The sequence below is a fragment of the Halorarius halobius genome (assembly GCF_024298865.1).
Classification (GTDB): Archaea; Halobacteriota; Halobacteria; order Halobacteriales; family Haloarculaceae; genus Halorarius; species Halorarius halobius.
Genome location: NZ_CP101161.1, coordinates 78303 through 102590, shown reverse-complemented (window position 1 = coordinate 102590; position 24288 = coordinate 78303). Strand labels below are relative to the sequence as shown.

At 70.3% G+C, this 24288-nt stretch carries 29 protein-coding genes; 18 read left to right on the top strand and 11 right to left on the bottom strand.

Annotated features, from left to right (window positions below; genetic code table 11):
* The first annotated feature begins 82 nt into the window (after positions 1 to 82).
* Together NL112_RS00545 and NL112_RS00540 are read left to right on the top strand one after the other, a co-directional pair.
* Positions 83 to 1207 carry a DHH family phosphoesterase gene (locus NL112_RS00545; protein WP_255150669.1) on the top strand — a complete coding sequence of 375 codons (1125 nt, stop codon included), beginning with the start codon at positions 83 to 85 and terminating at the stop codon, positions 1205 to 1207.
* Between the two features lie 24 nt (positions 1208 to 1231).
* The gene (locus NL112_RS00540) at positions 1232 to 2305 is read left to right on the top strand and encodes an aldo/keto reductase (RefSeq protein ID WP_255150668.1); all 1074 of its coding nucleotides are present in this window, start codon (positions 1232 to 1234) and stop codon (positions 2303 to 2305) included.
* A 17-nt stretch (positions 2306 to 2322) separates the two neighbouring features.
* Here NL112_RS00540 and NL112_RS00535 read toward each other — a convergent pair whose 3' ends face one another.
* Both NL112_RS00535 and NL112_RS00530 read right to left on the bottom strand, forming a co-directional pair.
* Positions 2323 to 2676, bottom strand: coding sequence for a DUF7344 domain-containing protein (locus NL112_RS00535; protein ID WP_255150667.1), 354 nt, complete (start codon positions 2674 to 2676; stop codon positions 2323 to 2325).
* A 131-nt stretch (positions 2677 to 2807) separates the two neighbouring features.
* Positions 2808 to 2978: an HVO_0758 family zinc finger protein gene (locus NL112_RS00530; protein ID WP_255150666.1), complete on the bottom strand. Its 171-nt coding sequence runs from the start codon at positions 2976 to 2978 to the stop codon at positions 2808 to 2810.
* 100 nt (positions 2979 to 3078) lie between these two features.
* Here NL112_RS00530 and NL112_RS00525 point away from each other — a divergent pair, with 100 nt between their 5' ends.
* The 4 genes from NL112_RS00525 to NL112_RS00510 are packed head-to-tail and all read left to right on the top strand — an operon-like array spanning position 3079 to position 6536.
* The gene (locus NL112_RS00525) at positions 3079 to 4275 is read left to right on the top strand and encodes an MFS transporter (RefSeq protein WP_350356144.1); all 1197 of its coding nucleotides are present in this window, start codon (positions 3079 to 3081) and stop codon (positions 4273 to 4275) included.
* A 27-nt stretch (positions 4276 to 4302) separates the two neighbouring features.
* On the top strand, positions 4303 to 5394 hold the full coding sequence (locus tag NL112_RS00520; protein WP_255150665.1) for a glycosyltransferase family protein: 1092 nt from the start codon (positions 4303 to 4305) through the stop codon (positions 5392 to 5394).
* Positions 5391 to 5864: a DUF7109 family protein gene (locus NL112_RS00515; protein WP_255150664.1), complete on the top strand. Its 474-nt coding sequence runs from the start codon at positions 5391 to 5393 to the stop codon at positions 5862 to 5864. Before NL112_RS00520 ends, NL112_RS00515 begins: the two co-directional genes overlap by 4 nt.
* A 24-nt stretch (positions 5865 to 5888) precedes the next feature.
* Positions 5889 to 6536 (top strand): NUDIX hydrolase, encoded by a 648-nt coding sequence (locus NL112_RS00510; protein ID WP_255150663.1) that lies wholly within the window; start codon positions 5889 to 5891, stop codon positions 6534 to 6536.
* Here the strand turns inward: NL112_RS00510 and NL112_RS00505 are convergent.
* The gene (locus NL112_RS00505) at positions 6533 to 6772 is read right to left on the bottom strand and encodes a hypothetical protein (protein ID WP_255150662.1); all 240 of its coding nucleotides are present in this window, start codon (positions 6770 to 6772) and stop codon (positions 6533 to 6535) included. The two genes, NL112_RS00510 and NL112_RS00505, sit on opposite strands and share 4 nt — an antisense overlap.
* Before the next feature lie 211 nt (positions 6773 to 6983).
* On the opposite strand from NL112_RS00505, the gene NL112_RS00500 reads away from it, so the two are divergent.
* A complete protein-coding gene (locus NL112_RS00500) occupies positions 6984 to 7760 on the top strand; it encodes a DUF7388 family protein (protein ID WP_255150661.1) in 777 nt (258 codons plus the stop codon).
* 30 nt (positions 7761 to 7790) lie between these two features.
* Positions 7791 to 8921, top strand: a complete 1131-nt coding sequence (locus tag NL112_RS00495; protein ID WP_255150660.1) for an NAD(P)/FAD-dependent oxidoreductase — start codon at positions 7791 to 7793, stop codon at positions 8919 to 8921.
* Positions 8922 to 8924: 3 nt separating this feature from the next.
* On the opposite strand, the gene NL112_RS00490 is transcribed toward NL112_RS00495, so the two are convergent.
* Positions 8925 to 9443, bottom strand: a complete 519-nt coding sequence (locus tag NL112_RS00490) for an Hsp20 family protein (RefSeq protein ID WP_255150659.1) — start codon at positions 9441 to 9443, stop codon at positions 8925 to 8927.
* A complete protein-coding gene (locus NL112_RS00485) occupies positions 9440 to 9598 on the bottom strand; it encodes a DUF7559 family protein (protein WP_255150658.1) in 159 nt (52 codons plus the stop codon). The genes NL112_RS00490 and NL112_RS00485 overlap by 4 nt, the downstream gene beginning before the upstream one ends.
* A gap of 80 nt (positions 9599 to 9678) precedes the next feature.
* On the opposite strand from NL112_RS00485, the gene NL112_RS00480 reads away from it, so the two are divergent.
* Positions 9679 to 10485, top strand: coding sequence for a DUF429 domain-containing protein (locus NL112_RS00480; protein ID WP_255150657.1), 807 nt, complete (start codon positions 9679 to 9681; stop codon positions 10483 to 10485).
* Here NL112_RS00480 and NL112_RS00475 read toward each other — a convergent pair.
* The gene (locus NL112_RS00475; protein WP_255150656.1) at positions 10476 to 11318 is read right to left on the bottom strand and encodes a VOC family protein; all 843 of its coding nucleotides are present in this window, start codon (positions 11316 to 11318) and stop codon (positions 10476 to 10478) included. The genes NL112_RS00480 and NL112_RS00475 overlap by 10 nt on opposite strands.
* Positions 11319 to 11397: 79 nt before the next feature.
* Between NL112_RS00475 and NL112_RS00470 the strand changes: the two genes are divergently transcribed.
* On the top strand, positions 11398 to 13122 hold the full coding sequence (locus NL112_RS00470) for a radical SAM protein (RefSeq protein ID WP_255150655.1): 1725 nt from the start codon (positions 11398 to 11400) through the stop codon (positions 13120 to 13122).
* A gap of 156 nt (positions 13123 to 13278) precedes the next feature.
* Here the strand turns inward: NL112_RS00470 and NL112_RS00465 are convergent, their stop codons facing one another.
* On the bottom strand, positions 13279 to 13512 hold the full coding sequence (locus NL112_RS00465; protein ID WP_255150654.1) for a CDGSH iron-sulfur domain-containing protein: 234 nt from the start codon (positions 13510 to 13512) through the stop codon (positions 13279 to 13281).
* Positions 13513 to 13571: 59 nt separating this feature from the next.
* Between NL112_RS00465 and NL112_RS00460 the strand changes: the two genes are divergently transcribed.
* A complete protein-coding gene (locus NL112_RS00460) occupies positions 13572 to 15416 on the top strand; it encodes a flippase-like domain-containing protein (RefSeq protein ID WP_255150653.1) in 1845 nt (614 codons plus the stop codon).
* Here the strand turns inward: NL112_RS00460 and yjjX are convergent.
* Positions 15397 to 15900 (bottom strand): inosine/xanthosine triphosphatase, encoded by a 504-nt coding sequence (yjjX, locus tag NL112_RS00455; RefSeq protein WP_255150652.1) that lies wholly within the window; start codon positions 15898 to 15900, stop codon positions 15397 to 15399. The two genes, NL112_RS00460 and yjjX, sit on opposite strands and share 20 nt — an antisense overlap.
* A 219-nt stretch (positions 15901 to 16119) precedes the next feature.
* Between yjjX and NL112_RS00450 the strand changes: the two genes are divergently transcribed.
* The 4 genes from NL112_RS00450 (at position 16120) to NL112_RS00435 (ending at position 19154) form a co-directional block, all read left to right on the top strand.
* Complete coding sequence (locus NL112_RS00450; protein WP_255150651.1) at positions 16120 to 17061, top strand: transcription initiation factor IIB; 942 nt, start codon at positions 16120 to 16122, stop codon at positions 17059 to 17061.
* Between the two features lie 110 nt (positions 17062 to 17171).
* Positions 17172 to 17951, top strand: coding sequence for a hypothetical protein (locus tag NL112_RS00445; RefSeq protein WP_255150650.1), 780 nt, complete (start codon positions 17172 to 17174; stop codon positions 17949 to 17951).
* A 33-nt stretch (positions 17952 to 17984) separates the two neighbouring features.
* The gene (locus NL112_RS00440; RefSeq protein WP_255150649.1) at positions 17985 to 18170 is read left to right on the top strand and encodes a DUF7333 family protein; all 186 of its coding nucleotides are present in this window, start codon (positions 17985 to 17987) and stop codon (positions 18168 to 18170) included.
* Between the two features lie 90 nt (positions 18171 to 18260).
* Complete coding sequence (locus tag NL112_RS00435) at positions 18261 to 19154, top strand: ArsR/SmtB family transcription factor (protein WP_255150648.1); 894 nt, start codon at positions 18261 to 18263, stop codon at positions 19152 to 19154.
* 108 nt (positions 19155 to 19262) lie between these two features.
* Here the strand turns inward: NL112_RS00435 and NL112_RS00430 are convergent, their stop codons facing one another.
* A complete protein-coding gene (locus tag NL112_RS00430) occupies positions 19263 to 20234 on the bottom strand; it encodes a phosphoadenosine phosphosulfate reductase family protein (protein ID WP_255150647.1) in 972 nt (323 codons plus the stop codon).
* Positions 20235 to 20566: 332 nt separating this feature from the next.
* Here NL112_RS00430 and NL112_RS00425 point away from each other — a divergent pair, with 332 nt between their 5' ends.
* The 3 genes from NL112_RS00425 to NL112_RS00415 are packed head-to-tail and all read left to right on the top strand — an operon-like array spanning position 20567 to position 23116.
* Positions 20567 to 21964 carry a selenium-binding family protein gene (locus NL112_RS00425; RefSeq protein ID WP_255150646.1) on the top strand — a complete coding sequence of 466 codons (1398 nt, stop codon included), beginning with the start codon at positions 20567 to 20569 and terminating at the stop codon, positions 21962 to 21964.
* A gap of 8 nt (positions 21965 to 21972) precedes the next feature.
* On the top strand, positions 21973 to 22290 hold the full coding sequence (locus tag NL112_RS00420; RefSeq protein WP_255150645.1) for a 2Fe-2S iron-sulfur cluster-binding protein: 318 nt from the start codon (positions 21973 to 21975) through the stop codon (positions 22288 to 22290).
* Positions 22291 to 22315: 25 nt separating this feature from the next.
* Positions 22316 to 23116, top strand: coding sequence for a DUF2182 domain-containing protein (locus NL112_RS00415; RefSeq protein ID WP_255150644.1), 801 nt, complete (start codon positions 22316 to 22318; stop codon positions 23114 to 23116).
* Between the two features lie 54 nt (positions 23117 to 23170).
* Here NL112_RS00415 and NL112_RS00410 read toward each other — a convergent pair whose 3' ends face one another.
* Positions 23171 to 23818 carry a DUF7110 family protein gene (locus tag NL112_RS00410; protein ID WP_255150643.1) on the bottom strand — a complete coding sequence of 216 codons (648 nt, stop codon included), beginning with the start codon at positions 23816 to 23818 and terminating at the stop codon, positions 23171 to 23173.
* A gap of 120 nt (positions 23819 to 23938) precedes the next feature.
* A complete protein-coding gene (locus NL112_RS00405; protein ID WP_255150642.1) occupies positions 23939 to 24280 on the bottom strand; it encodes a glutaredoxin family protein in 342 nt (113 codons plus the stop codon).
* Between the last annotated feature and the right edge of the window lie 8 nt (positions 24281 to 24288).

Here is a 24288-nt window from a genome sequence, read left to right as displayed (position 1 = left end):
GGTAACCGACCGGTACGTACCGGGGGTAAGCCCCGGATAAACACGGGAAACTTCTTGTTGTAAACGACCAGTTGTACCCCGTATGGTCGAGGCCCTGGGGAGGGCGCTCGCGTCCGACCCGCTACTGGTGGGTGCGGCGGCGCTCCTTCTCGTCTGTGCCGCTATCGCCGGCGTCTGGGCCGTCCGGCGCTGGCGCGAACCCCCGGTCGCGCGGCTCGAGCGCGTGCTTGCGCGCCGCGAGGAGGTGGTAGTGCTGATGCACCCGAACCCCGACCCCGACGCGATGGCGTCGGCGATGGCGGTGGCCCACCTCGCCGAGTCCGCCGGCACGGAGGCGACGCTCCAGCACGCCGGCGCGGTCCGTCACCACGAGAACCGCGCGTTCGTCTCGACGTTCGGCCTCGACCTCGAACCAATCGAGGACGTCAACTGGCTCGCCTGCCGGGAGGTGGTACTCGTCGACCACAACGAGCCCCGCGGGTTCGCGGGCGCGGCGGGCATCGCCCCCATCGCCGTCGTCGACCACCACCCCGGCAACGGCGAGGGCGAGTCGTTCACCGACGTCCGGCCCGAGTACGGCGCCTGCGCGACGATACTCGCCGAGTACCTCCGCGACCGCGCCGACGGCGACGCGCTCCCGACGGAGCTGGCGACGGCGCTGCTGTTCGGCATCCAGTCGGACACGAAGTCGCTGACGCGCGGCTGTTCGCGCGCCGAGTTCGAGATGAGCGAGTATCTCCACGGGTTCGCCGACGCCGCGTTGCTCGACCGCGTCGCGTCGCCGCCGGTGCCCGCGGAGTTCCTCGACGTGCAGGCACGCGCCATCAGCGACCGGCACGTCGCCGGCTCCGTCGCGGTCAGCGACGTGGGCGAGGTGGACAACGTCGACGCGCTGGCGGCCGCCGCGGAGGAACTGCTTCGCCTCCAGGGCGTCGAGGCGGTGGTCGTTCTCGGGACCGACGACGGAACGCTCCACCTCTCCGGGCGGTCCAGCGACGAGCGCATCCACGTCGGGGAGGCGCTCCAGTCGGCCGTCGACGGCATCCCGATGTCGAGCGCCGGCGGCCACGCCCGCATGGGCGGGGGGCAACTCTCGGTGCCGCATCTCGACGGCATCGGTCCCGGGTCGGGCGTCGGCCGGAGCGAACTCCGTCGCCGCCTCGTCGACGCGCTCCGCTCGGACGCCGCCGCCGAGCGGCCGACTTAACCCCGCCCGGCCGGTAGCGGACACATGGCCACCCGAGAGGCGACGTGGGCGTACCGAAACGAGTTCCACGAGCAGTTCGCGCGCACGTACTTCCGCCGGTTCGCGGACGGCCTCGTCTCCTCGGTCGGTGCGGGGACGTATCTTGGCGACCCGACCGACGCGGCCGACGACCGCTACCACGCGGCGCTCGTCGAGGCGTTCGAGTCCGGCGTCAACGTCGTCGACACCGCCGTCAACTACCGGCACCAGCGCTCCGAGCGGGTGGTCGGCCGTGCCGTCGCCGACGCCGACGTCGACCGCGAGGCACTGCTCGTGGCGACGAAGGGGGGGTTCGTCCCGTTCGACGGCGCCCGGCCCGACGACCCGGCCGCGTACGTCCGCGAGCAGTTCCCCGAGCACGCCGACGCGTTCGTCCGGGGCAACTGCATCGACCCCGGGTTTCTGGGCCGGTCGCTCGACCGCTCGCTCGACAATCTGGGGCTCGACGCCGTCGACCTCTACTACGTCCACAACCCCGAGACGCAACTCGAGGCTCACGACCGCGAGACGGTGTACGGGATGCTCGAGACGGCGTTCGAGCGGCTGGAGCGGCGGGCCGCCGCCGGCGACCTCCGCCACTACGGCGTCGCCTCCTGGGAGTCGTTCCGGGTCCCGGAGGGCCACGAGTCGTACCTGTCGTTGCCGGAGGTGGTGCGGCGTGCGCGAGCGGCCGCGGAGTCGGTCGGCAACGCCGCCACCTCGTTCCGGGCGGTCCAGCTCCCGTTCAACGTGCGGATGGCCGACGCGTTCACCGTCGCCGCCCACGAAGGCGCCGAGGGCACACAGAGCGTGCTCTCCTTTGCCCGCGAGGCGGGCATCGACGTGTTCACCAGCGCCTCCATCCTTCAGGGCGACCTCGCGGCCGGCCTGCCCGACGAGGTGGCCGCCGAACTGGCCGGCGACACGCCGGTCCAGCGGGCCATCAACTTCGCCCGCTCGGGGCCGGGCGTGACGAGCGCGCTCGTCGGGATGGGCTCGCCCGAACACGTCGGTGAGAACGTCGCCGCGGGGACGCATCCTCCGCTGGGGGCCGACGCCTTCGACGCCGTCTTCGAGTGAGCGGACGCCGGGCGGTGCTACTCGGCGAAGACGGTTCGCATCTCCCCGAGTAGCCGGGCGACCCCGTCGTGACCGTAGTAGCGGACGAGTTCCTGTCGGGGGTCGTAGTCGATCCAGTCGTGGTCCCGGAGTTTGGGCAGGTGCGCGTGGGCGAACGTCATCCGCAGTTCCTCGCGGTCCCCGCCGGGGACGCGTCCGGCCACGTGTGCGACCAGCGAATCCAGGGTCGCGGTCGGCTCATCGGTATGGTTCTCGAAGTAGTGGACTATCTCGCGGCGGTGTCGGTGTCCGAGCACGTCCAACAGGTCGTCTATGCGCTGTGCCTTCTCGGGGTAGCACTCGGAACCGGACATCCCACTGACGTTTCTCATTATTGCACTTGTATCTGTGGCTTGACTATACGTTCTAGAGGCTAACGTCGCCGGGCCGAACACACGTTCGGGGAGGGGTGGTGTGGTGGGTCCGGGGGGCGTGTCGATGCCGTCTTCGAGTGAGCGGTCGGCTATCCGACCTGTTTGTACTCGCGCCCGCAGTCGGGGCAGGCCCGCACCTTGAACACCTCGTCCGGTGGGTTCCGCGTGTTCAGTCGCTCGTCACAGTGGGCACACAGCAGTCGCTCGTAGGTGTCCTTCTCGATGTCGCCAGCCCGTAACCCCTGCCGGACGGTGTCCATGCCCCGCGATATGCGGGGCGGGGTCAAAAGCCCGACGCCGCCCCGGAGGGGTCGACGACCGTATCGTGGCTCTCAAGCCTCCCCGCCGCGAACGCCCGCCGTGTCACGCCGACGGCTGTTCGGGTCGCTGTGTGCGATGGTGTTCCTCGTGAACTTCGGGCGGGTCGTGTTCGCCCCGCTTCTGGAGACGCTGGCGGCCGACTTCGCCGTCTCCGTCGGGTCGCTGGGGGTCGTCGCCAGCGCCGCCTGGGTCGGGAGCGCGCTCTCGCGAGTGCCGACCGGTTGGCTCCTCACCCGGACGACGCGGGTCCGGGCTGTCGCCGGCGCGGGGAGCGTGCTGTTCACCGCGGCCCTGCTCACCTCCTTCGCGCCGAACGTTCCGCTGTTGACCGTCGGCGCGTTCCTGATGGGGCTGGCAAGCGGCGTCTACTTCATCGCCGCGAACCCGCTCGTCTCGGAGCTGTTTCCGGCGAACGTCGGTCGGATGCTCGGCGTCCACGGGATGGCCTCCCAACTCGCCGCGGCGGGCGCCGGTGCCGTCGTCCTCGGCGTGCTCGCGGTGGGCGACTGGCGGCTCACGTTCCTGCTGACCGCGCTCGCGGCGGCGCTGGCGACGGTCGGCTTCCTCGCGGCCGCACGGCGTGCGGACCTGCCGGCCGCCGGCACCGAGGACCGCGACCTGCTCGGCGCGACGCTCGCGCAGTGGCGAATCGTGGCGACGGGTATCGTCGTCGTCGGCACCGTCGGCTTCGTCTGGAACGGCCTGTTCAACTACTATCCGACGTACATGGAGGCGAAGGGGCTCCGGCCGGGGACGGCGAAGTTGATGCTGACGGTGCTGTTCGGCGCCGGCGTCCCCGCGTTCGTCGTGACGGGCCGGCTGGCCGACCGCCTGCCGAACGTCCCGCTTCTGCTCGGGGTCGTGGTCGGGTTCGCCGGGGGGCTCCTGCTTCTGACCGCGACGACCGGTCTGTGGCCGCTCGTGGCCGTCACTCTCCTGCTCGGCTACGTCATCCACTCGCTGTTTCCCGCGGTGGACACCTACCTGCTCGCCTCCCTCCCCGACCACCACCGCGCGTCGGCGTACACCGCCTACAGCGCGACGGCGATGCTGACCCAGGCCGGCGGGAGCGCCGTCGTCGGGCGGCTCTCGGACGCCGGCGTCGGCTTCGACGCGGTGTTCAGCGTCGCGGCCGGCGCGCTGGGCGTCGTGTTCCTCGGCCTCGTCGCTCTCCACGCGACCGACCGACTTCCGGCCGGGCGGGTGCCGACGGAGGCCGGTTCCCACAGGTCTTAGGGGTCGCCCGCCCTTCCGACCGCACGAATGGAGTACGTCCAGGAGCGGGTTGCGACGCTACACGACTTCACCGACCCGGTGCCGGACGCGCCGACCGACCGCGCCGCGGTGGTCGTCCCGATGACCGAACGGGACCACGCCTCGCTGGCCGCCGAACGCGTGTTCACCGCGCTCGAACGGGTCGGCCCCGACCGCGTAGTGGTGGCACTGCGGGCCGACGAGGCGACCGCGCCCCGGGTCGTCGACTGGCTCGACAGGTTCGACCTCGCGCTCGACGTGCTGTGGTGTGACGGCCCCGAGGTGAACGAGGCGGTCGATGCCGCGGGGCTGGACGGCGAGCGCGGCAAGGGGCGTGACGTCTGGCTGGCGCTGGGGGTCGCGGCCCGCTCCGAGTACGTCGTCGTCCACGACGCCGACACGAAGACGTACTCGAAGCGGCACGTCCCCCGTCTCCTCTTTCCGCTCGACCACGGCCGCTCGTTCTCGAAGGGGTACTACGCCCGCGTCGAGAACGACCGACTGTACGGCCGGCTGTTCCGCCTCTTTTACGCGCCGCTGGTGCGGGCGCTCGCCGACGCCCACGACGCGCCCGTCGTCGAGTACCTCGGCGCGTTCCGCTACGCGCTGGCCGGCGAGTTCGCCGCGACGTGCGAGGTGGCCCGCTCGCTACGCGTCCAGCGTGGCTGGGGGCTGGAGGTGGGGACGCTCGGCGACGCGTTCGACGCCGCGGGCGTCGCAGGCACCGCGCAGGTCGACCTCGGCAAACACGAGCACGACCACCGCGCCGTCTCCGGGCCCTCCGGGCTGTCGACGATGAGCCAGCAGGTGGGCGCGGCGCTGTTGCGCGTCGTCGAGGAGGGTGGCGTCGCCCCCGACTACGGGACGCTGTCGAACCGCTACCGCGAGGCCGCGGCCACGCTGGTCGACGGCTACGCGCTCGATGCGGCGTTCAACGGCCTCTCGTACGACGCCGCCGACGAACGCGAACAGGTCGAGACGTACGCGGACGCCGTCGCCCCGCCCGGGGAGGACACCCGCCTGCCAGCCTGGAGCGAGGCGCCGCTTTCGGCCGACGAGGTGGTCGCGGCCGCCGAGCGCGACCTGGAGGCGATACGATGAACCTCGACACCGACGAGGTGGCGGGCATCGTCGACCTGTTCGGCGCGCTCTCGCGGGCGGAACTCGACGAGGCGCTTTCGGAACTCGCCTACCGCCGGGACGCCGACCCCCCCGACGGCGCGGTCGAAGCGGCCGTCGACGCCTACGCAGTCGTCGCGTTCGAGACGGCGGCGTTCGGCGACGAGGGGACGTATCTCGCCGTCGGACCGGCGGCGTTCCCGACGCTTCCGGAGGGCGCGACCGACCTGCCCCACATCCTCGACGTCGACTCGCGGACCCCGGACCGCGAGGCGCTGGCGGCGGCCGTCGAGTCGCGGTTCCGCGGCGACGTGGCCCGCGCCGTCGCCGCGGACGACGCCGCCGAGATGCGGCGCCTGCTCGACGTGAGCTACGACCTCGAAGCCTGGGGACCGGTCGAGTTGGCCGACATGCGCGCCCGCCTCGACGACGCGCTGGAGGGGGCAAACTAAGAGCCGTCGGCCCGTTGGCGGGGTATGGACCTCTCTCGGGTGGTCGGCCACGACCCCGTCGCCGTCACGGACGAGAAGCGCGAGGCGGCGGTGCTGGTGTCCGTCGTCGAACCCGAGAGGAGCGCCTCGACAGCGGCCGGCGAGCGGAGCGACCCGGGTGCCGGCGACCCACACCTCCTGTTCATCAAGCGCGCGGACCACCTCGGGGAGCACGCCGGCCAGATGTCGTTTCCCGGCGGCGGTCGCGAACCCTCGGACGACGACCTGCTGGCGACGGCCCTCCGGGAGTGCCGCGAGGAGGTGTCGATGAACTCCGAGGGCGTGGAGGTGGTCGGGCGACTCGACGACATCCGCACCGTCACCCGGTACTCGGTGCGGCCGTTCGTCGCCCGCGTCCCCGACCAGGAGTGGCGGGGCGACGACCGCGAGGTCGCCGAAATCGCGCTCCTGCCGGTCGCCGGACTCACCGACCTCGACAACTACGAGAGCGAGCGGCGCGACCATCCCCACTACGGCGACATCCGCATCCACTTCTTCCGGGTCGACGGCTACACCGTCTGGGGGGCGACCGGCCGGATGCTCGCGCAGTTCCTCGAACTCGCGACCGACTGGGAGATGCCCGCCGAACCGGACCGGGTGGTCGACCCCGACGCCGACTTTCCCGTCGACTAGCCGGGTTCGTACCCCGCGAGGAGATGTGCGACGCCGACCGACACCAGCGGCGTCACGGCGTAGATGAGCATCACCTCCAGCCATAGCTCCCCGAACAGCGTGAAATCCAGGGTGACGACGCCGCCGGTCCCCGCGGCGTAGAACACGATGCCGGCCAGCATCGAGAACGCCGCCAGTAGCCACAGCACTGCGTTCACCACGAGCGCCGTCACCACGAGTCCGCGGTTGGGGAACACGCTCCTGCGGGTCTGGGCGCCGCGAGGGGTTTGTTATGGAGGACCAAACCCTCGGAAGGCGGTTCCTGAAACCCGCACCGGCGGCGTCGGGGTTCGGCAAGCCTCGCAGGAAGCGACGGCTATTAGCCCGCGAGTGGCCGACCCCGGACACGGTCGCGGACGCGGTCGGTCGCGGTCCGCGCCCCACTCACGCCATGACAGGTGATACGGCATGCTGACCGAGGAGTCGCTCGCCGCCCGGGCGGGCCTCGACGCGCTCGCGCTCAAGCCGACGGAGCACGACCTCTCGCGGGCGGCCGACCTGCCGGTCGATACGCTGAACGTCGACTACGAGGGCCACGAGCACGTCCCCGACCCCGACGCGATGCGGGCGCTCGCGGCCGACCGAGAGCTACTGGTGACGACGCCGGTGCGCGCGGACGGGTTCGACCCGCTCGGTGACGACTCCCTGCTCCCGCTACCCGACGAGGTGAGTCGCGTGCTCGTCGCCGGCCACCGGGCGTATCTCTCGGCGGCGGAAGCCGAGAAGGCCATCGCGCCGCGACTGGGCGCCGCCCGCGAGGCCGCACCCGACGCCTGGGTCGGCACCGAGGGTGTCGAACGGCTCGCGCTGGCGGCCGGCGGCACCCAGTACGAACTGCTCGCCCGCGATACTGCCCGTCGCGTCCGCGGACTCCGCGCGGCGGGGTTCGACGGCGAGGTGGCGGTGTACGCGCCGGTCGTCCTCGAGGACGCGGAGGACGCCATCCTCGATGCGGTCGGCGGCTACGCCGCCCGCCGCGGCCCGGTCGCACGAGCCCTGCCCGAGGGCGCCGCGACGGACGGCACCGCGACCGCCCGCGCCCGCGAGGTGCTGTCGGCGGCGGTCCGCGACTACGCGCTCGTCGGCGACACCGCGACGGTTCGCGAGCGGGTCGACGCGCTCCGCGAGGCGGGCGTCGACACCGTCGTCGGCTACCCCGCACGCGGCCTCGACGCGTTCTTGTAGCCTTTTTACTCCCCGCCCCGAACCGCCGGTATGCACGTCGCAGTCGTCGGCGGTGGTGCGGTCGGCGTGACGGTCGCACACGACCTGACCGAGCAGGACGCCGAGGTGACGCTGTTCGAGGCCGACGAGGTGGCCGCCGGCGCCAGCGGCCGCGCCGCCGGGCTCTGTTACGACGCCTTCTCCGACGAACGGGACGCCGCACTCGGCGTCCGTGCCCTCGAGCGGTTCCGCGAACTGTCGGGGGGCGGCAGTTTCAGCTTCGAGGAGTGCCCGTACGTCTGGCTGGCCCGCGAGCCACGGCCGGGGGACGACGGTCGCGCCGACGAGCGGGTCGCGACCATCCGCGAGCACGTCGACCGGATGCGCGACCACGACCTCGACGTCTCGCTTCTGACGGGCGCGGACCTCGCCGAGCGGTTCCCGGGCGTCGTCGGCCGCGACGTGTCCGTCGCCGCCGTCGCCGAGAACGCCGGGTACGTCGACCCCGAGGAGTACACCCGGACGATGGCGCTCATGTCGCGGATGGCCGGGGCCGACATCGTCGAGGACGCACCGGTCGGCGTGACCACCGACGGGACGGTCGAGACGCCCGACGGCGAGCGCGCGTTCGACGCCGTCGTCGTCGCCGCCGGCGCCCACACGCCGCAGGTGGTCGCGGACCTCGCGCCGATTCCGGTGAAACCGTACCGGGTGCAGGCGCTCACGACCGAGGCGGCCGACGTCGACCCGCCGATGCTGTTCGACGCGACCAACGGCTTCTATCTCCGCCCGCACGGCGACGGCCTGCTGGTCGGCGACGGCACCGAACCGGTCGAACAGGACCCCGACGACTACGACGCTGAGGCCGACGAGGCGTTCCTCACCGAGTGTGCGATGTACCAGGAGCAGGCGCTCGGGTGGTCGTGGCCGACGGACCGCGCGTGGGCCGGGCTCTGTACGGCGACGCCCGACGGCGACCCACTGGTGGGCGAACTCGCAGACGGCGTCTACGTGGCGACCGGCTGGCAGGGCCACGGCCTGATGCGTGCGCCCGCAATCGCGGAGCGGCTCGTCGGGCAACTGCTCGACGACGCCGACCCGATTCCGGGGTTCGAGCCGGGCCGGTTCGACGGCGACGAACAGTTCGAAATCGTCGAAGGAATGGACGTCGAGCGCCGATAACGGCTACTCCTCGTCCGCGTCGTCGTCGTCGGCCGCCTCATCGTCGACCGACTCGGTCTCCTCGTCCGCGGCGTCCGGCGTCTCCTCGTCCGCGTCCCCGTTCTCTTCTTCCTCCTCGCCGACGGTGATGGGGCCGTCGCCTTCGTCGACTTTCGGCACCTCGACTCGGAGCGTGCCGTTCGCCGCCAGCGTCGCGCTGGCGGCCCGCGGGTCGACGACGGCGTCGTCGGGCAGGTCGGCCTGGCCCTCCAGCGTCAGGCCGCGGCCGGGAAACAGCATCTCGTACCCCTCCTGGAACTCGCGGAACCGCTCGACGCGGACGCGGACGACCCCGTCCTCGTAGCGCACGTCGATGTCGGCCATCTCGGCGCCGGGCGCGTCGAACACGACGAGGTAGGCGTCGTCGCTCTCCAGCAGGTCCGACGCGAGCGGCCGCCGCTCCTGGACGCGGGCGGAGACCCGCCCGACGCCGTCGAGGACGACCTGTCCGAGCGATTCGGTTACCTCGCGGAGCCGCGTCATGCCCGTATCTCCTCCAGCCCCTCCGACTGCTCGCAGTACGGACAGCTGAACGCCTCGACGCCCGTCCCGTCGGGCATGTCGTACGTGTAGTGGAGTTCGAACATGTCCAGTTCGCAGTCGGGGCGCGTACAGACGACCTCCAGGGTCTTCGGCATGTACGCGTGTAGGCCGTCGCGGGTATTCAAGTCCCCGGCCGGCCACCGCGCTTTTCCGGTATCCCCGGATACTCCCGCGGGTGCAGGTTCACGGCGTCGACTTCAGCGCCGCGCGCTCGGCGGGCGAAAAACTGTGGCTGGCGTCGGCCGACGACGACGGTGAGCGGCTCCGAGTTGAGCGCGTCCGGCCGGCCGCCGACGCCTACGGCCCGGACCGCGAGGCGGCCCACGCCGGACTGCGGGCGTTCGTCCGCGACTGCGAAGCCGACGCGGCGGTCGGGCTCGACTGCTCGTTCGGCCTCCCGCGGGCGGTGGCCGACGCCGAGAGCTGGCGGGCGCTCGTGGACGGGTTCGGCGACCGCTTCGACGCCGTCGACCGTCTGAAAGGCGACTGCGCCGAGCGCGCCAAGCGGCGCACCGGCGGCGAGCGGACGTATCTCAAGCGCGCCACCGACGCTCGGACCGGCGCGCAGTCGCCGTATCACTGGCTCGTCGCCGCACAGACGTTCTACGGCATCCGGGACGTGGTCGCGCCGCTCGCCTCCGAGGTGAGCGTCGAACCGATGGCGCCGTCTCCGGACGCCACCTCGCTTCTGGAGGCGTACCCCGCGGCGACGCTCCGGGCGCTCGGCCTGCCGAGCCGACGGTACAAGAACGACGGCGACCATCCCGGGGCGCACGAGCGCCGAGAGACCATCCTCGAGGGGCTCCGCGAGTGGGGCGTTAGCCTCGCGAACGGCGTCGAGCGGGTCCTGCTGGACGACACAGGCGGCGATGCGCTCGACGCGGTGGTCGCGGCCGTCGCCACCGCACGGGCCGCGCGCGAGGAGTTCGCCGTCGAGGACACCGACGCCTACGACCCTCTGGAGGGGTACATCTACGTCTGACCGGCGACGCGCACCCGCACCGGAATCCCATCCGGGTCGGCCGCGACGACGGCACCGTCGTCCGCGTCGAACGTCACTCCCCTCTCGGTCAGTCGCTCCCGGACCGCCGCCAGCGCCGCCTCGTCGGGTACCAGTAGTTCCCACTCGGCGAGTCCGCGGCCCGAAAGCGGTTCCGTACATTCGTTCCAGGTGTTGAGGCCGACGTGGTGGTGGTAGTCGCCCGCGGCGACGAACAGCGCGTCGGCGCCCCAGTCGTCGCGGACGCCGAACCCGAGGCCGTCGACGTAGAACTCGCGGGCCGCCGCTGTCGACGACACTTCGAGGTGGACGTGGCCCACCGCCGTCGCGTCGGGGACGTGGCTCGCGCCGTCGCTCTCGGCCGCCAGCGCCTCCACGTCCAGGGGCAGGGTGTCCATCTCGACGGTGCCGTCGGGCGTCGTCGGCCACGCTTCCCGGGGCCGGTCCCGGTATATCTCGATGCCGTTCTCCTCGGGGTCGGAGATGTACAGCGCCTCGCTGACGCGGTGGTCGGAGGCGCCGTCTATCAGCCACCGGTCCGCGACCCGGTCGACGACCGCCCCGAGCGCCGTCCGGTCGGGCACGCGGAACGCCGTGTGGAACAGGCCAGCCTCCTCGCGGCCGCGCTCCGGCGCGTCGGGGTCGGCGCGGAGCACCAGCAGGGGGTCGCCGCCCGCACCCAGCACCGCCCGGTCGGGCGTCCGCTCCTGCACGTGGAGGCCGACGACACGCGCGTAGAAGTCGGCCAGTCGGTCGAGGTCGTTCACGCGCAGGGTGACGCGGCCGACGCGCGCGTCGGCGGGGAGCAGGCTCATAGATACTGTTGGGTCGCTCCCGCGAAAAGTCTCACTCCCCGACCGGCGGCGTTTTACTTCTCGAACCGTTTCCACCGGTATGACCGACCCCGCGGACCTCTCCGTCACCCTCGTCGACGGCTACGTCGACGAACCCGCCCACTTCGGGGTCCCGCCGTACATCTCGACGTATCCGCGCTACACCGCGGGTGCGCTCGTCGACGCCGGCGTCCCCGCGGAGGGGGTGACGTACCACACCATCGACGAGCTCCGCGAGGACCGCCGCAAGTGGCAGGACGTCGAGGAGGCGGACCTGTTCGTCTACGTCGGCGGCATGACCGTCCCCGGGAAGTACGTCGGCGGCACGCCCGCCGAACCCGACGAGGTACGGGAGATGGCCTGGACCGCCGACGGCGTGAGCCTGATGGGCGGCCCGGTCCGGTTCGGCGTCGGCGAGGAGAACGCCGGCGCACAGGACATGGAGCGAGACGACCTCGACTTCGACTTCCTCGCGATGGCCGACGTGGAGGCCGCCGCCTACGACCTCGTCCACGGCGGGCTCGAGGGGTTCGAGGACCGCTACCGCTCGAACGCCGAAATCGACCGGTGGGCCGCGAAGGGGGCGTTCGTCGTCGAACAGCATCCGAACCACCCCGAGTACCTCATCGCGGAGATGGAGACCTCCCGGGGCTGTGCGTACCGCTGTTCGTTCTGCACGGAGCCGATGTACGGCGACCCCGCCTTCCGGTCGGCCGACTCCGTGGTCAAGGAGGTCGAACATCTGTACGACCGCGGCGCGCGCCACTTCCGTCTCGGCCGGCAGGCCGACATCCTCGCGTTCGGCGGCGACGGCGAGGCGCCGAACCCCGAGGCTCTGCGGGACCTCTACGGCGGCATCCGCGAGGTGGCCCCCGACCTCGGCACGCTCCACCTCGACAACATGAACCCCGTGACCATCGTCGACTACCCCGAGGCGTCGCGGGAGGCCATCCGCGTCATCGCCGAGCACAACACGCCCGGCGACACGGCCGCGTTCGGCCTCGAATCCGCGGACCCGGTCGTACAGGAGCAGAACAACCTGCTGGTGACGGCCGAGGAGTGTCTGGAGGCAGTGCGGGTCGTCAACGAGGCGGCGGGCTGGCGGCCGGGCGAGTCGCCCGCGGCCGCGCCCACGTTCGGGCCGGACGCGCCGAAGCGCCTGCCGAAACTCCTGCCGGGCATCAACCTCGTCCACGGGCTGATGGGCGAGCGCCCGGAGACGTACGAGCACAACAAGCAGTTCCTGCAGGACGTGCTCGACGAGGGGCTGATGCTCCGGCGGGTGAACATCCGGCAGGTGATGGCGTTCGAGGGCACCGAGATGGCCGAGACGGGCGCCGACATCGCCAAGGAGCACAAGCGGAACTTCAAGTCCTACAAGCGGGAGGTCCGGGAGACGATAGACAACCCGATGCTCCAGCGGGTCGCGCCGCCCGGGACCGTGTTGCCGGACGTCCACCTCGAGTACCACCAGGACGGCAAGACGTTCGGCCGGCAGTTGGGGACGTACCCACTGCTGGTCGCGGTGCCCGAGGAACTGGAACTCGGGCGGACCATCGACGTGGCCGTCACCGACCACGGCTACCGCTCGGTGACCGGCGTGCCCCATCCGCTGGACGTGAACACGGCGTCGATGACGGAGTTGACGACCGTCCCCGGCATCGGGCAGGGAACGGCGGGGGACATCGTCGTGAACCGGCCGTACGCCGACCTCGGCGAGGTGGCGGCCGACGAGGCCCGCCTCGACGACTTCTTCACCGCCGACACGCCCGACGCCGCCGACTGACCTCCACCAACGTTTTCCGGCCCGCTTCGCGACGGCCCACACGAATGTTCGGACTCGCGTTAGCCCTCCTGGTGGTGTTGCTCCCCGTCGCCGTCTACGTGTGGCTCCGGTATCGGGGGACGCTCGGGGACGCGCCCGGCCGCGGATTGCGGTGAGTCAGCCGTCGACGTCGACCAACTCGACGACCCGGCGTTCGCCGTCGGCGCTGTCGTCCGGGTACTTGTAGCGGACGCCGGGCACCTCGTCACGGGTCGTGCGGTGCGAGCCGTCACAGAACGGGTAGTCGTCGGAGAGTCCGCAGAGACAGACAGCGATGTCGCCCTTTTCGGGGTCGATGTCGTCCTCGTCGAGTTTCAGCGGCCCCGTCGCGGTGTGGGTTACCTCGCGCATGGTCGGCGTTTCGTCCCCGTCCAGAAGGTTCTTACTCGCGTCTATAGTAGCCGGACCCGATGAGTGACGTGGAGGTGAGCGTCGTCCTTCCGGCCTACAACGAGGCGGACACCCTCGAACACACCGTTCAGGTGACGCTCGAGACGCTCGCCTCCTTCCTGCCCGACGACGCCGTCGAGGTCATCGTCGCGGAAGACGGCTGTGACGACCGGACTCCCGAAATCGCGGACCGACTCGCCGCCGAGGACCCGCGAGTCCGGCATTTCCACAGCGACGAACGGCTCGGCCGCGGCGGTGCCCTGGAACGCGCGTTCCGGGCCGCCGCCGGCGACACGCTCGTCTACTTCGATACGGACCTCGCCACCGACATGTCCCACCTCGAGGAGCTAGTCGAGTCCGTCCGCTCGGGGGAGTACGACGTGGCGACCGGCTCGCGGCGGATGCCCGGCAACGAGCAGGACCGCGAACCCGAGCGGGGGGTCGCCTCCACGGGGTTCAACACGCTCGTCCGCCTCATGCTCCGCTCCGAGCTTCACGACCACCAGTGCGGGTTCAAGGCGTTCGACCGCGAGGCGCTGTTCGACCTGCTCGACGACGTGGAAGACGACCACTGGTTCTGGGACACCGAGGTGCTCGTCCGCGCCCAGAAGCGCGGCTACCGCGTCAAGGAGTTTCCCGTCGACTGGACGCCGAAGGGCGACACGAAGGTCGACCTCGTGCGCGACGTGTTCGGGATGGGGAGCCAGATAATCCGCGTCTGGTGGGAGTTCTCCGTGCGGCCCCGCGCCACTCGCCGGGTCGCGCTGGTCGCGGGCACGCTTCTGGTCGTCGCGGCGCTGGCGCTGATGACCGTCTATCTCGACCCCCAGGCGGTCCTGCAGGCCATCGGCGGCGCGGACCTCGGCTTGGTCGCGCTGTCGGCGGTCGTCTACGTGCTCTCGTGGCCGCTCCGGGGCGCCCGCTACCGCGACATCCTCGCCGAGTTGGGGTACGACGGCGAGTTAGGGTTCCTGACGGGCGCGGTGTTCATCTCACAGACGGGTAACCTCGTGTTCCCCGCCCGGGCCGGCGACGCCGTCCGTGCGTACGTGATGAAAGCGCGGCGGGCGGTGCCGTACCCGACCGGGTTCGCGTCGCTGGCCGTCGAGCGCGTGTTCGACCTGCTTGCCATCACGGTGCTCGCGGGCGCGGTGCTCGTCGGCCTCGTCGCCACCGGCGGCACCGACGGGCTGGCGGCGGCCATCGCCGCCGACATCGGCACCGTCACCATCGGCGGCGAGACCATCCAGCCGGGGGAGGCCGCGCGGGCGGCCCTCCGGGTCGCCGCACTCGTGGGCGCTATCGCGGTGGCGGCCGTCGCTGTCATCGTCGCCTCCGCCGGCCGGGACACGGACCTCGTCCACCGGGCGGTCCGTGCGGTCAGCGACGACTCCTACGCCGACTACGTCGCCGGCGTCGTCGGCCGGTTCGTCGGCGACGTGCAGGCCGTCGCGGGCGACCGGGCGGCGTTCGCCCGCGTCGGCGCCACCAGCCTCCTCGTGTGGGGCGTGGACGTGGTGACCGCCGTCGTCGTCCTCGCGGCGTTCGGGTTCACGCTCACGCCGTATCTGGTGGCGGTCCTCTTCTTCGCGGTCAGCGTCGGCAACCTCGCGAAGGTGGTGCCGCTGTCGCCGGGCGGTATCGGCCTCTACGAGGGGGCGTTCACGCTCATCGTCGTCGGCCTGACGGCGGTGCCGGGGCTCACCGCGGCGGTGGCACTCGCCGTCTCCATCGTCGACCACGCGGTGAAGAACGTCGTCACCGTCGTCGGCGGCGTCGCCTCGACGCTCCTGTTCAACGTCTCGCTCACCGAGGCCGTCGAGGGCGCGAAGGAGGCCGAAGAGCCTATCGGTAGTGGTCGGTGACGAACGGGCCGACGGCACCCGCCACGGCATCGCGGAGCGCGGTCGCCCGGTCGGTGACGCCGCCGGTGAGCGCGCCCGCGGCGCCCTGGTTGCGCGCGACGCCGTCCTCGCCGAGCACGTCGTCCATCACCGGTCCCAGTTCCTCGCCCGCCTCGACCCGCGTGGCGATACGCTCGGGCAGACGGATGGTGGGACCGCCGCCCCGACCCCATCGCTCGCCGTCCGTCGCGGCGGCCCACATCACGAGCCACAGGCCCTCCCCGGCGTCCAGGTGGGCGACCCCACCCTCGATGCCGACCGCGAGGTCGTGACCGTCCAGCGCGCGCCGCGCGCGGTTCTCGGCGCCGGTCAGCGTCTCCCCGATGCCGAACGGCTGTTCGGGGACGCCGCTGTCGACGGCGACGGCTTCGACCCGCGCGTCGGGAAGCGCCGCCGCGACTGCCTCCCGTTTCACCGGGTTCCCGCTCCCGACTGCGATTTCCATACCGGACCGTCGTCCGTGGGGGTCTTGTGGATTGGTAACGCAGTGCTTACTTAAACGAAGGGTGGGACTTCTTCGAGGCGTCCGAATTCGGCAGTCTCGCCCCACGGAGGATGAACCGTCCACAACAACTAAATGGGTGTATTCCGAACCGGGTTATCAGCGATAGCTAGCCGGGTGCTTCTCCAGTAGCTCCCCCGGGTAGCCCCCGCCAGCCTACCGATGACCGAGAACGTACGAACGCGAACGACCGACGAAGAGGAACGGACCACGGGCTGTCCCGAGTGTGGCGGCTCGCTGAACCAGACCGGCGACCACGAGACGGTGTGCGAGGACTGCGGCCTCGTCATCGAGGAGGACCAGATAGACCGCGGGCCGGAGTGGCGCGCGTTCGACGCCAAGGAGAAAGACGAGAAGTCCCGCGTCGGTGCGCCGACGACGAACATGATGCACGACAAGGGGCTCTCGACGAACATCGACTGGCGCGACCAGGACGCGTACGGCAACTCGCTGTCCTCGAACCAGCGCCAGAAGATGCAGCGGCTCCGCAAGTGGAACGAGCGGTTCCGGACGCGTGACAGCAAGGAGCGGAACCTGAAGCAGGCGCTCGGCGAAATCGACCGGATGGCCTCGGCGCTTGGCCTCCCGGACAACGTCCGGGAGACGGCCAGCGTCATCTACCGGCGTGCGCTCGACGAGAACCTCCTGCCCGGCCGCTCCATCGAGGGGGTCGCCACCTCCGCGACGTACGCCGCCGCGCGACAGGCGGGCGTCCCGCGGAGTCTCGACGAGATCGCGGACGTGAGCCGCGTCGAAAAGAGCGAAATCGCGCGCACCTACCGCTACGTGGTGCGGGAACTCGGCCTGGAGGTTCAGCCAGCGGACCCCGAGAGCTACGTCCCCCGGTTCGCCTCCTCGCTCGACCTCTCCGACGAGGCGGAGAACCGCGCCCGACAACTGCTCCGCAACGCGAAGGAACAGGGCGTCCACTCCGGCAAGAGTCCCGTGGGGCTCGCGGCCGCGGCGGTGTACGCCGCCGCCCTGCTGACCAACGAGAAGACGACGCAGGCGGCGGTCAGCGAGGTGGCCGACATCTCGGAGGTCACCATCCGCAACCGCTACCACGAACTGCTGGAAGCCGAGCAGGACATCCCGGTCGCGTAGCCGGGCCGCGCTTCTGCGGCGTCGCTCGCGTCCCGTGAGCCACGGCCGTCGCTGGATTCTGCTCACGCGGGGCCGGAAAATTCACGTTCGGGGACGCGCACGGTTCCCGCATGGCAACCGAGGGGCAGCAGGAGGAACGGGCGGGCGTCGTCGACGGCATCAAGGTCGACGTCGTTCGACTCCACGAGACGTGGATGGAACTGCTGTTCCCGCGACAGCGCGGCGCCGCACACTCGGTGCTCGGGAAGTGGAAGCCGACCACGACCGCCGACACCGTGAAGTACCGCCTGTGGGCGGCGCTCGGCGTCCCGATAATCGCCCTCCTCTACCCGCTGGCGCTCGCGGGCTTTGCCGCCAGGTTCTACTCGCGGCGCATCGACCGCGGCGTCGCGCGGGTCGGCCTCGTGGGGGTCGTCCTCCTGGCCGTGCTCGCGTGGGGGGCGCTGACGTTCGCGGCCAGGGTGCAGTTCGGCGCCTCAGCGGAGGGGTTCTACGCCGTCGCGGCCGCCTCGCTGACGGCGGTCCTCGCCAGCGTGCTCGCGGTGGTGTTCACCCGCGTCGACGGCCGGCCGGTCACCGTCCTGCTCGCGTACCCGTTCGGGATGACGGCCATCTTCCTGCCGCCGGTCGTCGCGGCGCTCTACTCGCCGGTCGTCGCCGATGCCGTGCTCCCGGGGAGCTACGACCTCGCGGTGTGGTTCCTGGACAACGTCGCCCCGGAGCCGCTGGCCGAGTTCCTCCGCGGGACGTACGACCTCGAGGGCGTCGCCTACGTGCTGATGTGGTTCGGTATCGCCGTACCGCTGGGGTGGCTGTTGGGACTGCTCGTCTCGCTTGCGGACGTGGTTCGGCCGAAAGGAGATGGGGACGCGGAGTCGTCCGGTTCCTGAACCGTTTTGCCGGTCGCGCACCTCACGCCCGGTATGGAGTTCGACGCCAAGACGACGGCCGCGGTGTTCGTGGTACTGCTCGTGGTGCTGGTCGGGGGCACCGTCACCAGTCCGATGCCGACGACTCTCTCGCTGGGCATCAGCGCGGGGCTCGTCGTGTTCGGCCTGCTGGCGCTGTTCGTCGGCGTGAAACACGGCGAGTACCGCGCGAGCGGGTGATACCCCGTCCGGGAGGCCCTGCCGTCACGGCGTGTCGGTGGTTCCCGGCCCGGCGAAACTACTAATCCCGGGACTGCCCGAACGTGGGGTATGTCTTCGGAATCAGGCGACCCGGACGCCCCGGGGCTCTCGGCGGACGACGCGTTCGCGCTGGTGGGCGACGACACGCGCATCCGCATCCTCCGGGCGCTCGCCGACGCCGACGGCGCACTCTCCTTCTCGGAACTCCGCGAGCAGGTCGGGATGCGCGACTCGGGGCGGTTCAACTACCATCTCGACAAACTCCGGGGCGAGTTCGTCACCGACGCCGAGGACGGCTACCGGCTCACGCGGCCGGGGCTCCGACTGGTCGGCTCCATCCTCGCCAACGCGTACACGCCAGTCGAGGGTGACGCCTCGGAGACGGCCACTGCCGAGTGTGCGCTCTGCGGGAGCGACGCCACGCTCACCTACCGGGACTCCCTGTTGCGTGTCGAGTGCGACACCGTCGAGGACCACGTCTGGGTCAGCGACCTGCCGCCGGGCGCGCGGACCCACGTGGACCTGCCGGACCTGCTCGACCTCGGTGCGAGAGTGAACCGACAGCGCGGCGAACTCGCCCGGACGGGGACGTGTCCACAGTGCTTCGGCTCCACGACCTGCGAAATCGTCCGCAGCGACGAGCATCCCGCGCCGGCGTTCGACGAGGAGGACCACGAGTACTTCTTCCGAGCGACCTGCGACCGGTGCAGTTACCCCATCGGGGGGCTGGTCGGCTCGCTCGTGACGCCTCACCCGGCCGTCGTGGCGGCCTACCACGACGTGGGCGTCGACGTCCGCGAGGAGGTGCAACTCCCCCACGAACGCGAGCCACCCGCCGTCGAGTCCGACGACCCGCTCCGGCTCCGCATCGACGTCGAGCATCCCGAGGCCGGCGACCGGCTGGTCAGCGTCGTCGTCGACGAGGCGGGGTCGGTCGTCGACGTCGAGGAGTCTGGTGAATAAGGCGGAAACGAGCCACAGCGTCCGGGCCGCGGCGAAGCCGCGCCGATGCGGTTCACCGAGCGCGACCGGAGGGAGCGCTCGGGACCAAGAGCCGACTACAACGGTGCGCTACATGTAGCCCAGGTCGCGGAGGCGCTCCATGAGGTCCTCCTTGTCCTGGGCGCGGCCGGCGCGTTCGGTCGTGTTCTCCATGTCCTGGAGCCACGCGGGCTTTTCGGCGGACTTGTCGGTCGACACCTCGCTGCCGAGCGACCGGAAGCCGGCGAAGTACTTCGGCGAGACGGGGATGTCCTCGTGGGTGAGGTCGTTCGGCAGGTCGTCGTAGTCCTGCGGGACGTAGCCGTCGTCCGGGAACTCGTCGACCGTCTCGGGGACGACGAAGTACCAGAACGCGTCCCAGACGTCGGCCTCCTTGAACTGGAGGATGGGCTGGATGCGGTCGTGGGGCGGGTAGATGTCGGGGTCGTGACGCGGCGAGAAGAACGTCTCGTCGGCACGCGCCTCCTGTTCGTCCCACCGGATGCCGGAGATGATGCCGTCGATGTCGTGGCTCTCGAGCGCGTCGTTGAGCGCCACCGTCTTCAGGAGGTGGTTGCCGACGTACGTGTCGAGCAGGAACGGGAACGTCTCCTCCTCGTACTCGAGGATGTTGCGGATGTGGTGCTGGTTGTGCTCCGAGAGGTCATCGACCGGGATGTCGTCGCCCGGCGTCAGGTCGTTCTCGTCGACGTACTCGCCGACGTCGGTGTTGCGCGCCCAGACGACCTCGAGGTCCCACTCCTCTGCCCACCGCTCGACGAACTCCATCAGTTCGTCGAAATGCTGGTAGTGGTCGATGAACACCGTCGGCGGCAACTCCAGATCGTCGTACTGGTCGACGACCTCCTTCACGAAGTACAGCGTCAGCGTCGAGTCCTTCCCGCCGGTCCACATCACCGCGGGGTTCTCGTACTCGCGCAGGCCGGTCTCGACGACCTCAAGCGCCTTCTCCAGTTTGTCCTCGATGCTCGGGTAGTCGTCGGGCGACTCGCCGTCGCCGTCCGTGTAGTCGACGTCGAGGTAGTCGGGGAACTCGCTCATGACTCGTAATAACATGTAATTACCAGCTAAAAGTGTCTTTTGGCTTCGGAACGCGGCTATGTGACGGTGTGACACGCCGCTCGCGTCGCCGTCCCTCCCGCCAGCGAGAGGTCGCTACTCGGATGGGGCCCGAGCGCCACGGGCGCGACGAACGCCCGGGCTTACTCGGAGTAAGTCGGGCGGACGCCGGCCCGTGGACCTGCTGGACGTGGCGAGCGGGTCCGGGTAAGGTCGGGAATCTCTCCCCCTCGTCGCTCGACGGCGCCGGTAACCTCGCGGTCGCGTGTCGTTGCTGGTTCATAACGAAGTCGGTTCGGGTACACCCCGACACGATGTCCGAACCCGAACACGCACCCGCCGACCACGACCGGACGGAACACGCGGAACACGAACACGCCGGACCGGGATACATGACGCCGCAGGCGGCTATCGAGGAGTCCGAGCGGGAGAAACTCGCCTACGTGATGGGGCTGTACGTCGGCACCGACGTCGACGCCCCCGACTTCGTCGCCGTCGTCGACGTCGACCCCGACTCCGATAGCTACTGCGAGATAATCGACCGCGTCGAACTCCCGAACGTCGGGGACGAACTCCACCACTTCGGCTGGAACGCCTGCTCGTCGTCGTGTCACATCGGCGGCCTCGAACGCCGGTATCTCGTCGTGCCGGGGAACCGCTCGTCGCGCATCCACATCGTCGACACGCAGGACCGCGAACACCCCGAAATCGAGAAGGTCATCGAACCGGAGGCCGTCCACGAACACGACCTGAGCGCGCCCCACACCGTCCACTGCATCGGCGGCGGCACCGTCGTCATCTCGATGCTCGGGAACGCCGACGGCGACCTGCCGGGCGGGTTCCTCGAACTCGACGAGGACCTGAACGTGAAGGGCCGGTGGGACGCGCCCGGCGAAATCGACTTCAACTACGACTTCTGGTACCAGCCCCGCCACAACGCGATGATTTCGTCGGAGTGGGGCGCACCGAAGACGTACCAGCCCGGGTTCGACATCGAGGACGTCGAAGCGGGCAACTACGGCCGGGAACTCCAGTTCTGGAACTGGGAAGAGCAGACGGTCGAGCAGACGCTCGACCTCGGCGAAGAGGGGCTGATACCGCTCGAAGTCCGGTTCCTTCACACCCCGGAGCACGCCCACGGGTTCGTCGGCGCGGCCCTCTCGTCGAACATCTTCCGCTTCTGGAAGCGGAACGGTGAGTGGCACGCCGAGAAGGTCATCGACTTCGAGAGCCGCGAGATGGACGGCTGGGAGATGCCGGTGCCGGCGCTCCCGACGGACATCCTGCTGTCGATGGACGACCGCTACCTGTTCGGGTCGAACTGGCTCCACGGCGAGGTGTGGATGTACGACGTCTCCGACCCCGCCAATCCGAGACACGCCGACTCCATCTCCATCGGCGGCTACTTCGGCGACGTCCGCGACGTACAGGGCCGGGAACTGGTCGCCGGTCCCCAGATGCTCCAGTTGAGCCTCGACGGGACGCGCCTCTACTGGACCACCTCGCTGTACTCGTCGTGGGACAACCAGTTCTTCCCCGAGGAGGCCGAGAAGGGGTCGGTGATGCTGAAAGCCGATGTCGACCCGCGCCGCGGGACGATGGAACTGGACGAGGAGTTCCTGGTCGACTTCGGCGACCTGCCGGCGGGGCCGGCCCGCGCCCACGAGATGCGGTGGCCCGACGGCGACTGCACCAGCGACGTCTGGGAGTAGCCCCGCCGATGTCAACGGTCAGGCTGGTGTGGCGCGACGGCCGCGAAGCGACGGTACCAGCCGACGGGGAGACGGTGCTCGAAGCGGCCGAGCGTGGCGGCGTGCGCCTCCCGTACGGCTGTCGTACCGGCGTCTGCGCCAGTTGCACGGGGCGACTGCTCGCCGGCGAGGTGACCCACGAGCGACCGCCGCGTGCGCTCAAACAGCGGCATCTCGACGACGGCTACGTCCTGCCGTGTATCGCCACGCCGGTCGGCGACTGTACGGTCGAAGTCGGTCCCGAACTGCACCGGGAGTTACTGGTGAACCCGTGGCGGCAGGGATGAGCACCGGGTCGCCGTGACCTCACCGATGATGCACCCGGAGCTACTGGCGCGCCTGCGCAGTGGTGGCCCGCGCTCCGTCGCGGTGGCGACCTACGCCGTCGCCGGGATGGCGTGGCTCGCCCTGTTCCTCCACGACCCCATCGAGGGTGCGGTCGGCCACGCCCACGGCGGGTCGATGACGGCCGCCGACCCGGGCGTCTTCGAGGCCGTCGCGCTCGCCGGTGGCCCCCTCGGCGTGCTCCACTACCTCGCCATGTGGGGGCTGATGATGGTGGCGATGATGTATCCGTCGTCGGCCGGGGCGTTCCAGTGGTACACTGAGGTTCGAGCGCACCTCCGCCCCGCCGAGATGCTGACCGGGGTCGCAGTGTTCGTTGGGACGTACACGCTCGTCTGGGTCGCGGTCGGTGTCGTCCCGCTGGCCGTCGACGCCGTCGTCCCGATCGGCTCGCTGGCCGCGACGTGGGGGGCGCTCTACTTCGGGGTCGCGTTCCTCGCCGTCGCCGCGTTCCAGCTCTCGCCGGTGAAGCGCCGATACCTCGGGCGCTGTCGGTCGCCCTCAGGGTTCCTCGTCTCCCACTACCGCCCCGGACTCCCGGGTGCCGTACGGCTGGGCTGGGACTTCGCCCGACAGGACGTAGCGGCCTGCGGCGTCCTGATGGGGCTGATGGTCGTCGTCGGCTCGATGAACCTCGGCTGGATGGCGCTCATCACGGCCGTTCTCACGGTCGAGCGGCTGACCGCTCGCGGCCTGGTGTGGGCGCGCCGGTTCGGCGCGCTGTCGGGCGTCGCAGGGCTGGGGCTCGTCGGGCTGTGGCTGTGGTAGCTCCCGCGGGTCGCGCCGCTACGGGACTGGAGTGACAGAAGCGTCGGAACCGTTCTAGTTGATGAACTTGTTGTCGCGCCACTTGACCGAGCTATCGGCCTCGCGCTCGGTCGGGTCCTCGACGATTTCGATGGTGGCGGCGCGGTCCTCGCCGTCGACGATGCGGTGGGCCTCGAGTTGGTCGTCGACCGCGGCGACAGCGGTCAACTCGCCGCGTTCGGCGAAGCGAGCGAGGTCACACAGCACCTCGAACATCGGATACTGCAGGGCGGTGTTCTGGAGCACGGTCTCGCGGTCGCCCTTGAAGCAGGCGTACTCGCGGAGCTTGGAGTTGACCTGCGGCTCCTCCTCCTGGGCCTGCCCGAGACTGCCCCACGACGGGCCGTCGCCGCCGCCCCCGCCGCTACTACTGCTCGTGGAGCCGAAGCCGGTGCCTTCCTCCTCCGGTGGTTCTTCGACCCACTCGCCCTCGTCGTTCTCGTAGACCCGGTTCTCGGTGATGCTGGCTTTCAGCTGTGCGGTCGGGGTGTACTTCGAGATGTTGTCCTCCGCCGCGACGGCGCTGATTATCAGCGTGTTGTTGCGGCGAGTTATCTCGACGTCGGCTATCTCAACGGGAAGCTCGACTTCGTCGAAGAAGTCGTGGACGTCGTCGAGCGGCAGTTCGAGTGTCGAATGGAGTCTGAATACACGACTGGTCATGGTATTCCCTGTCCCGATTCGGGGCAAGCGGCCCCGGACCGCTGCATGGTCGAGTGTTCCTAAGGGTTTCTCACTTATAGTGTCTGCCCTTCCCCACGTGACTCGGTATCACGGCGCGGGTCAGGCCGACAGCGTCGCTCCCAGGTCGCCGTCCTCGTGGAGCTGTTCGAGCACGTCGCTCCCGCCGACGAACTCGCCGTCGACGTACGTCTGGGGGATGGTCTCCCAGCCGCTGTGGCGTTCGAGGGCGGCGCGGAACTCGTCGAGCGATTCGAGCACGTCGACCGTCTCGAACTCGTCGCGCTGGCTCCCGATGAGCGTCAGCGCCTTGTCGGAGTAGCCGCACTGCGGCATCATCGGCGTCCCCTTCATGAACAGCACCACGTCGTTGTTCTCGATGGCCTCGTCGACGATGTCGTCGACCTCCTCCTGCGGGAGGCTCTGGTTGGGGTCGAACGTCATGTCCCCGT

What these genes read in the sequence shown, in the direction of transcription:
- NL112_RS00460 (WP_255150653.1), top strand. Translation starts at nt 13,572, where the DNA reads ATGAGTGACGTGGAGGTGAGCGTCGTCCTTCCGGCCTACAACGAGGCG.
- NL112_RS00445 (WP_255150650.1), top strand. Translation starts at nt 17,172, where the DNA reads ATGGCAACCGAGGGGCAGCAGGAGGAACGGGCGGGCGTCGTCGACGGC.
- NL112_RS00405 (WP_255150642.1), bottom strand. Translation starts at nt 24,280, where the DNA reads ATGACGTTCGACCCCAACCAGAGCCTCCCGCAGGAGGAGGTCGACGAC.
- NL112_RS00465 (WP_255150654.1), bottom strand. Translation starts at nt 13,512, where the DNA reads ATGCGCGAGGTAACCCACACCGCGACGGGGCCGCTGAAACTCGACGAG.
- NL112_RS00435 (WP_255150648.1), top strand. Translation starts at nt 18,261, where the DNA reads ATGTCTTCGGAATCAGGCGACCCGGACGCCCCGGGGCTCTCGGCGGAC.
- NL112_RS00415 (WP_255150644.1), top strand. Translation starts at nt 22,316, where the DNA reads ATGATGCACCCGGAGCTACTGGCGCGCCTGCGCAGTGGTGGCCCGCGC.
- NL112_RS00510 (WP_255150663.1), top strand. Translation starts at nt 5,889, where the DNA reads ATGGACCTCTCTCGGGTGGTCGGCCACGACCCCGTCGCCGTCACGGAC.
- NL112_RS00490 (WP_255150659.1), bottom strand. Translation starts at nt 9,443, where the DNA reads ATGACGCGGCTCCGCGAGGTAACCGAATCGCTCGGACAGGTCGTCCTC.
- NL112_RS00530 (WP_255150666.1), bottom strand. Translation starts at nt 2,978, where the DNA reads ATGGACACCGTCCGGCAGGGGTTACGGGCTGGCGACATCGAGAAGGAC.
- yjjX (WP_255150652.1), bottom strand. Translation starts at nt 15,900, where the DNA reads ATGGAAATCGCAGTCGGGAGCGGGAACCCGGTGAAACGGGAGGCAGTC.
- NL112_RS00420 (WP_255150645.1), top strand. Translation starts at nt 21,973, where the DNA reads ATGTCAACGGTCAGGCTGGTGTGGCGCGACGGCCGCGAAGCGACGGTA.
- NL112_RS00515 (WP_255150664.1), top strand. Translation starts at nt 5,391, where the DNA reads ATGAACCTCGACACCGACGAGGTGGCGGGCATCGTCGACCTGTTCGGC.
- NL112_RS00475 (WP_255150656.1), bottom strand. Translation starts at nt 11,318, where the DNA reads ATGAGCCTGCTCCCCGCCGACGCGCGCGTCGGCCGCGTCACCCTGCGC.
- NL112_RS00500 (WP_255150661.1), top strand. Translation starts at nt 6,984, where the DNA reads ATGCTGACCGAGGAGTCGCTCGCCGCCCGGGCGGGCCTCGACGCGCTC.
- NL112_RS00485 (WP_255150658.1), bottom strand. Translation starts at nt 9,598, where the DNA reads ATGCCGAAGACCCTGGAGGTCGTCTGTACGCGCCCCGACTGCGAACTG.
- NL112_RS00545 (WP_255150669.1), top strand. Translation starts at nt 83, where the DNA reads ATGGTCGAGGCCCTGGGGAGGGCGCTCGCGTCCGACCCGCTACTGGTG.
- NL112_RS00430 (WP_255150647.1), bottom strand. Translation starts at nt 20,234, where the DNA reads ATGAGCGAGTTCCCCGACTACCTCGACGTCGACTACACGGACGGCGAC.
- NL112_RS00540 (WP_255150668.1), top strand. Translation starts at nt 1,232, where the DNA reads ATGGCCACCCGAGAGGCGACGTGGGCGTACCGAAACGAGTTCCACGAG.
- NL112_RS00470 (WP_255150655.1), top strand. Translation starts at nt 11,398, where the DNA reads ATGACCGACCCCGCGGACCTCTCCGTCACCCTCGTCGACGGCTACGTC.
- NL112_RS00425 (WP_255150646.1), top strand. Translation starts at nt 20,567, where the DNA reads ATGTCCGAACCCGAACACGCACCCGCCGACCACGACCGGACGGAACAC.
- NL112_RS00520 (WP_255150665.1), top strand. Translation starts at nt 4,303, where the DNA reads ATGGAGTACGTCCAGGAGCGGGTTGCGACGCTACACGACTTCACCGAC.
- NL112_RS00450 (WP_255150651.1), top strand. Translation starts at nt 16,120, where the DNA reads ATGACCGAGAACGTACGAACGCGAACGACCGACGAAGAGGAACGGACC.
- NL112_RS00495 (WP_255150660.1), top strand. Translation starts at nt 7,791, where the DNA reads ATGCACGTCGCAGTCGTCGGCGGTGGTGCGGTCGGCGTGACGGTCGCA.
- NL112_RS00535 (WP_255150667.1), bottom strand. Translation starts at nt 2,676, where the DNA reads ATGAGAAACGTCAGTGGGATGTCCGGTTCCGAGTGCTACCCCGAGAAG.
- NL112_RS00440 (WP_255150649.1), top strand. Translation starts at nt 17,985, where the DNA reads ATGGAGTTCGACGCCAAGACGACGGCCGCGGTGTTCGTGGTACTGCTC.
- NL112_RS00410 (WP_255150643.1), bottom strand. Translation starts at nt 23,818, where the DNA reads ATGACCAGTCGTGTATTCAGACTCCATTCGACACTCGAACTGCCGCTC.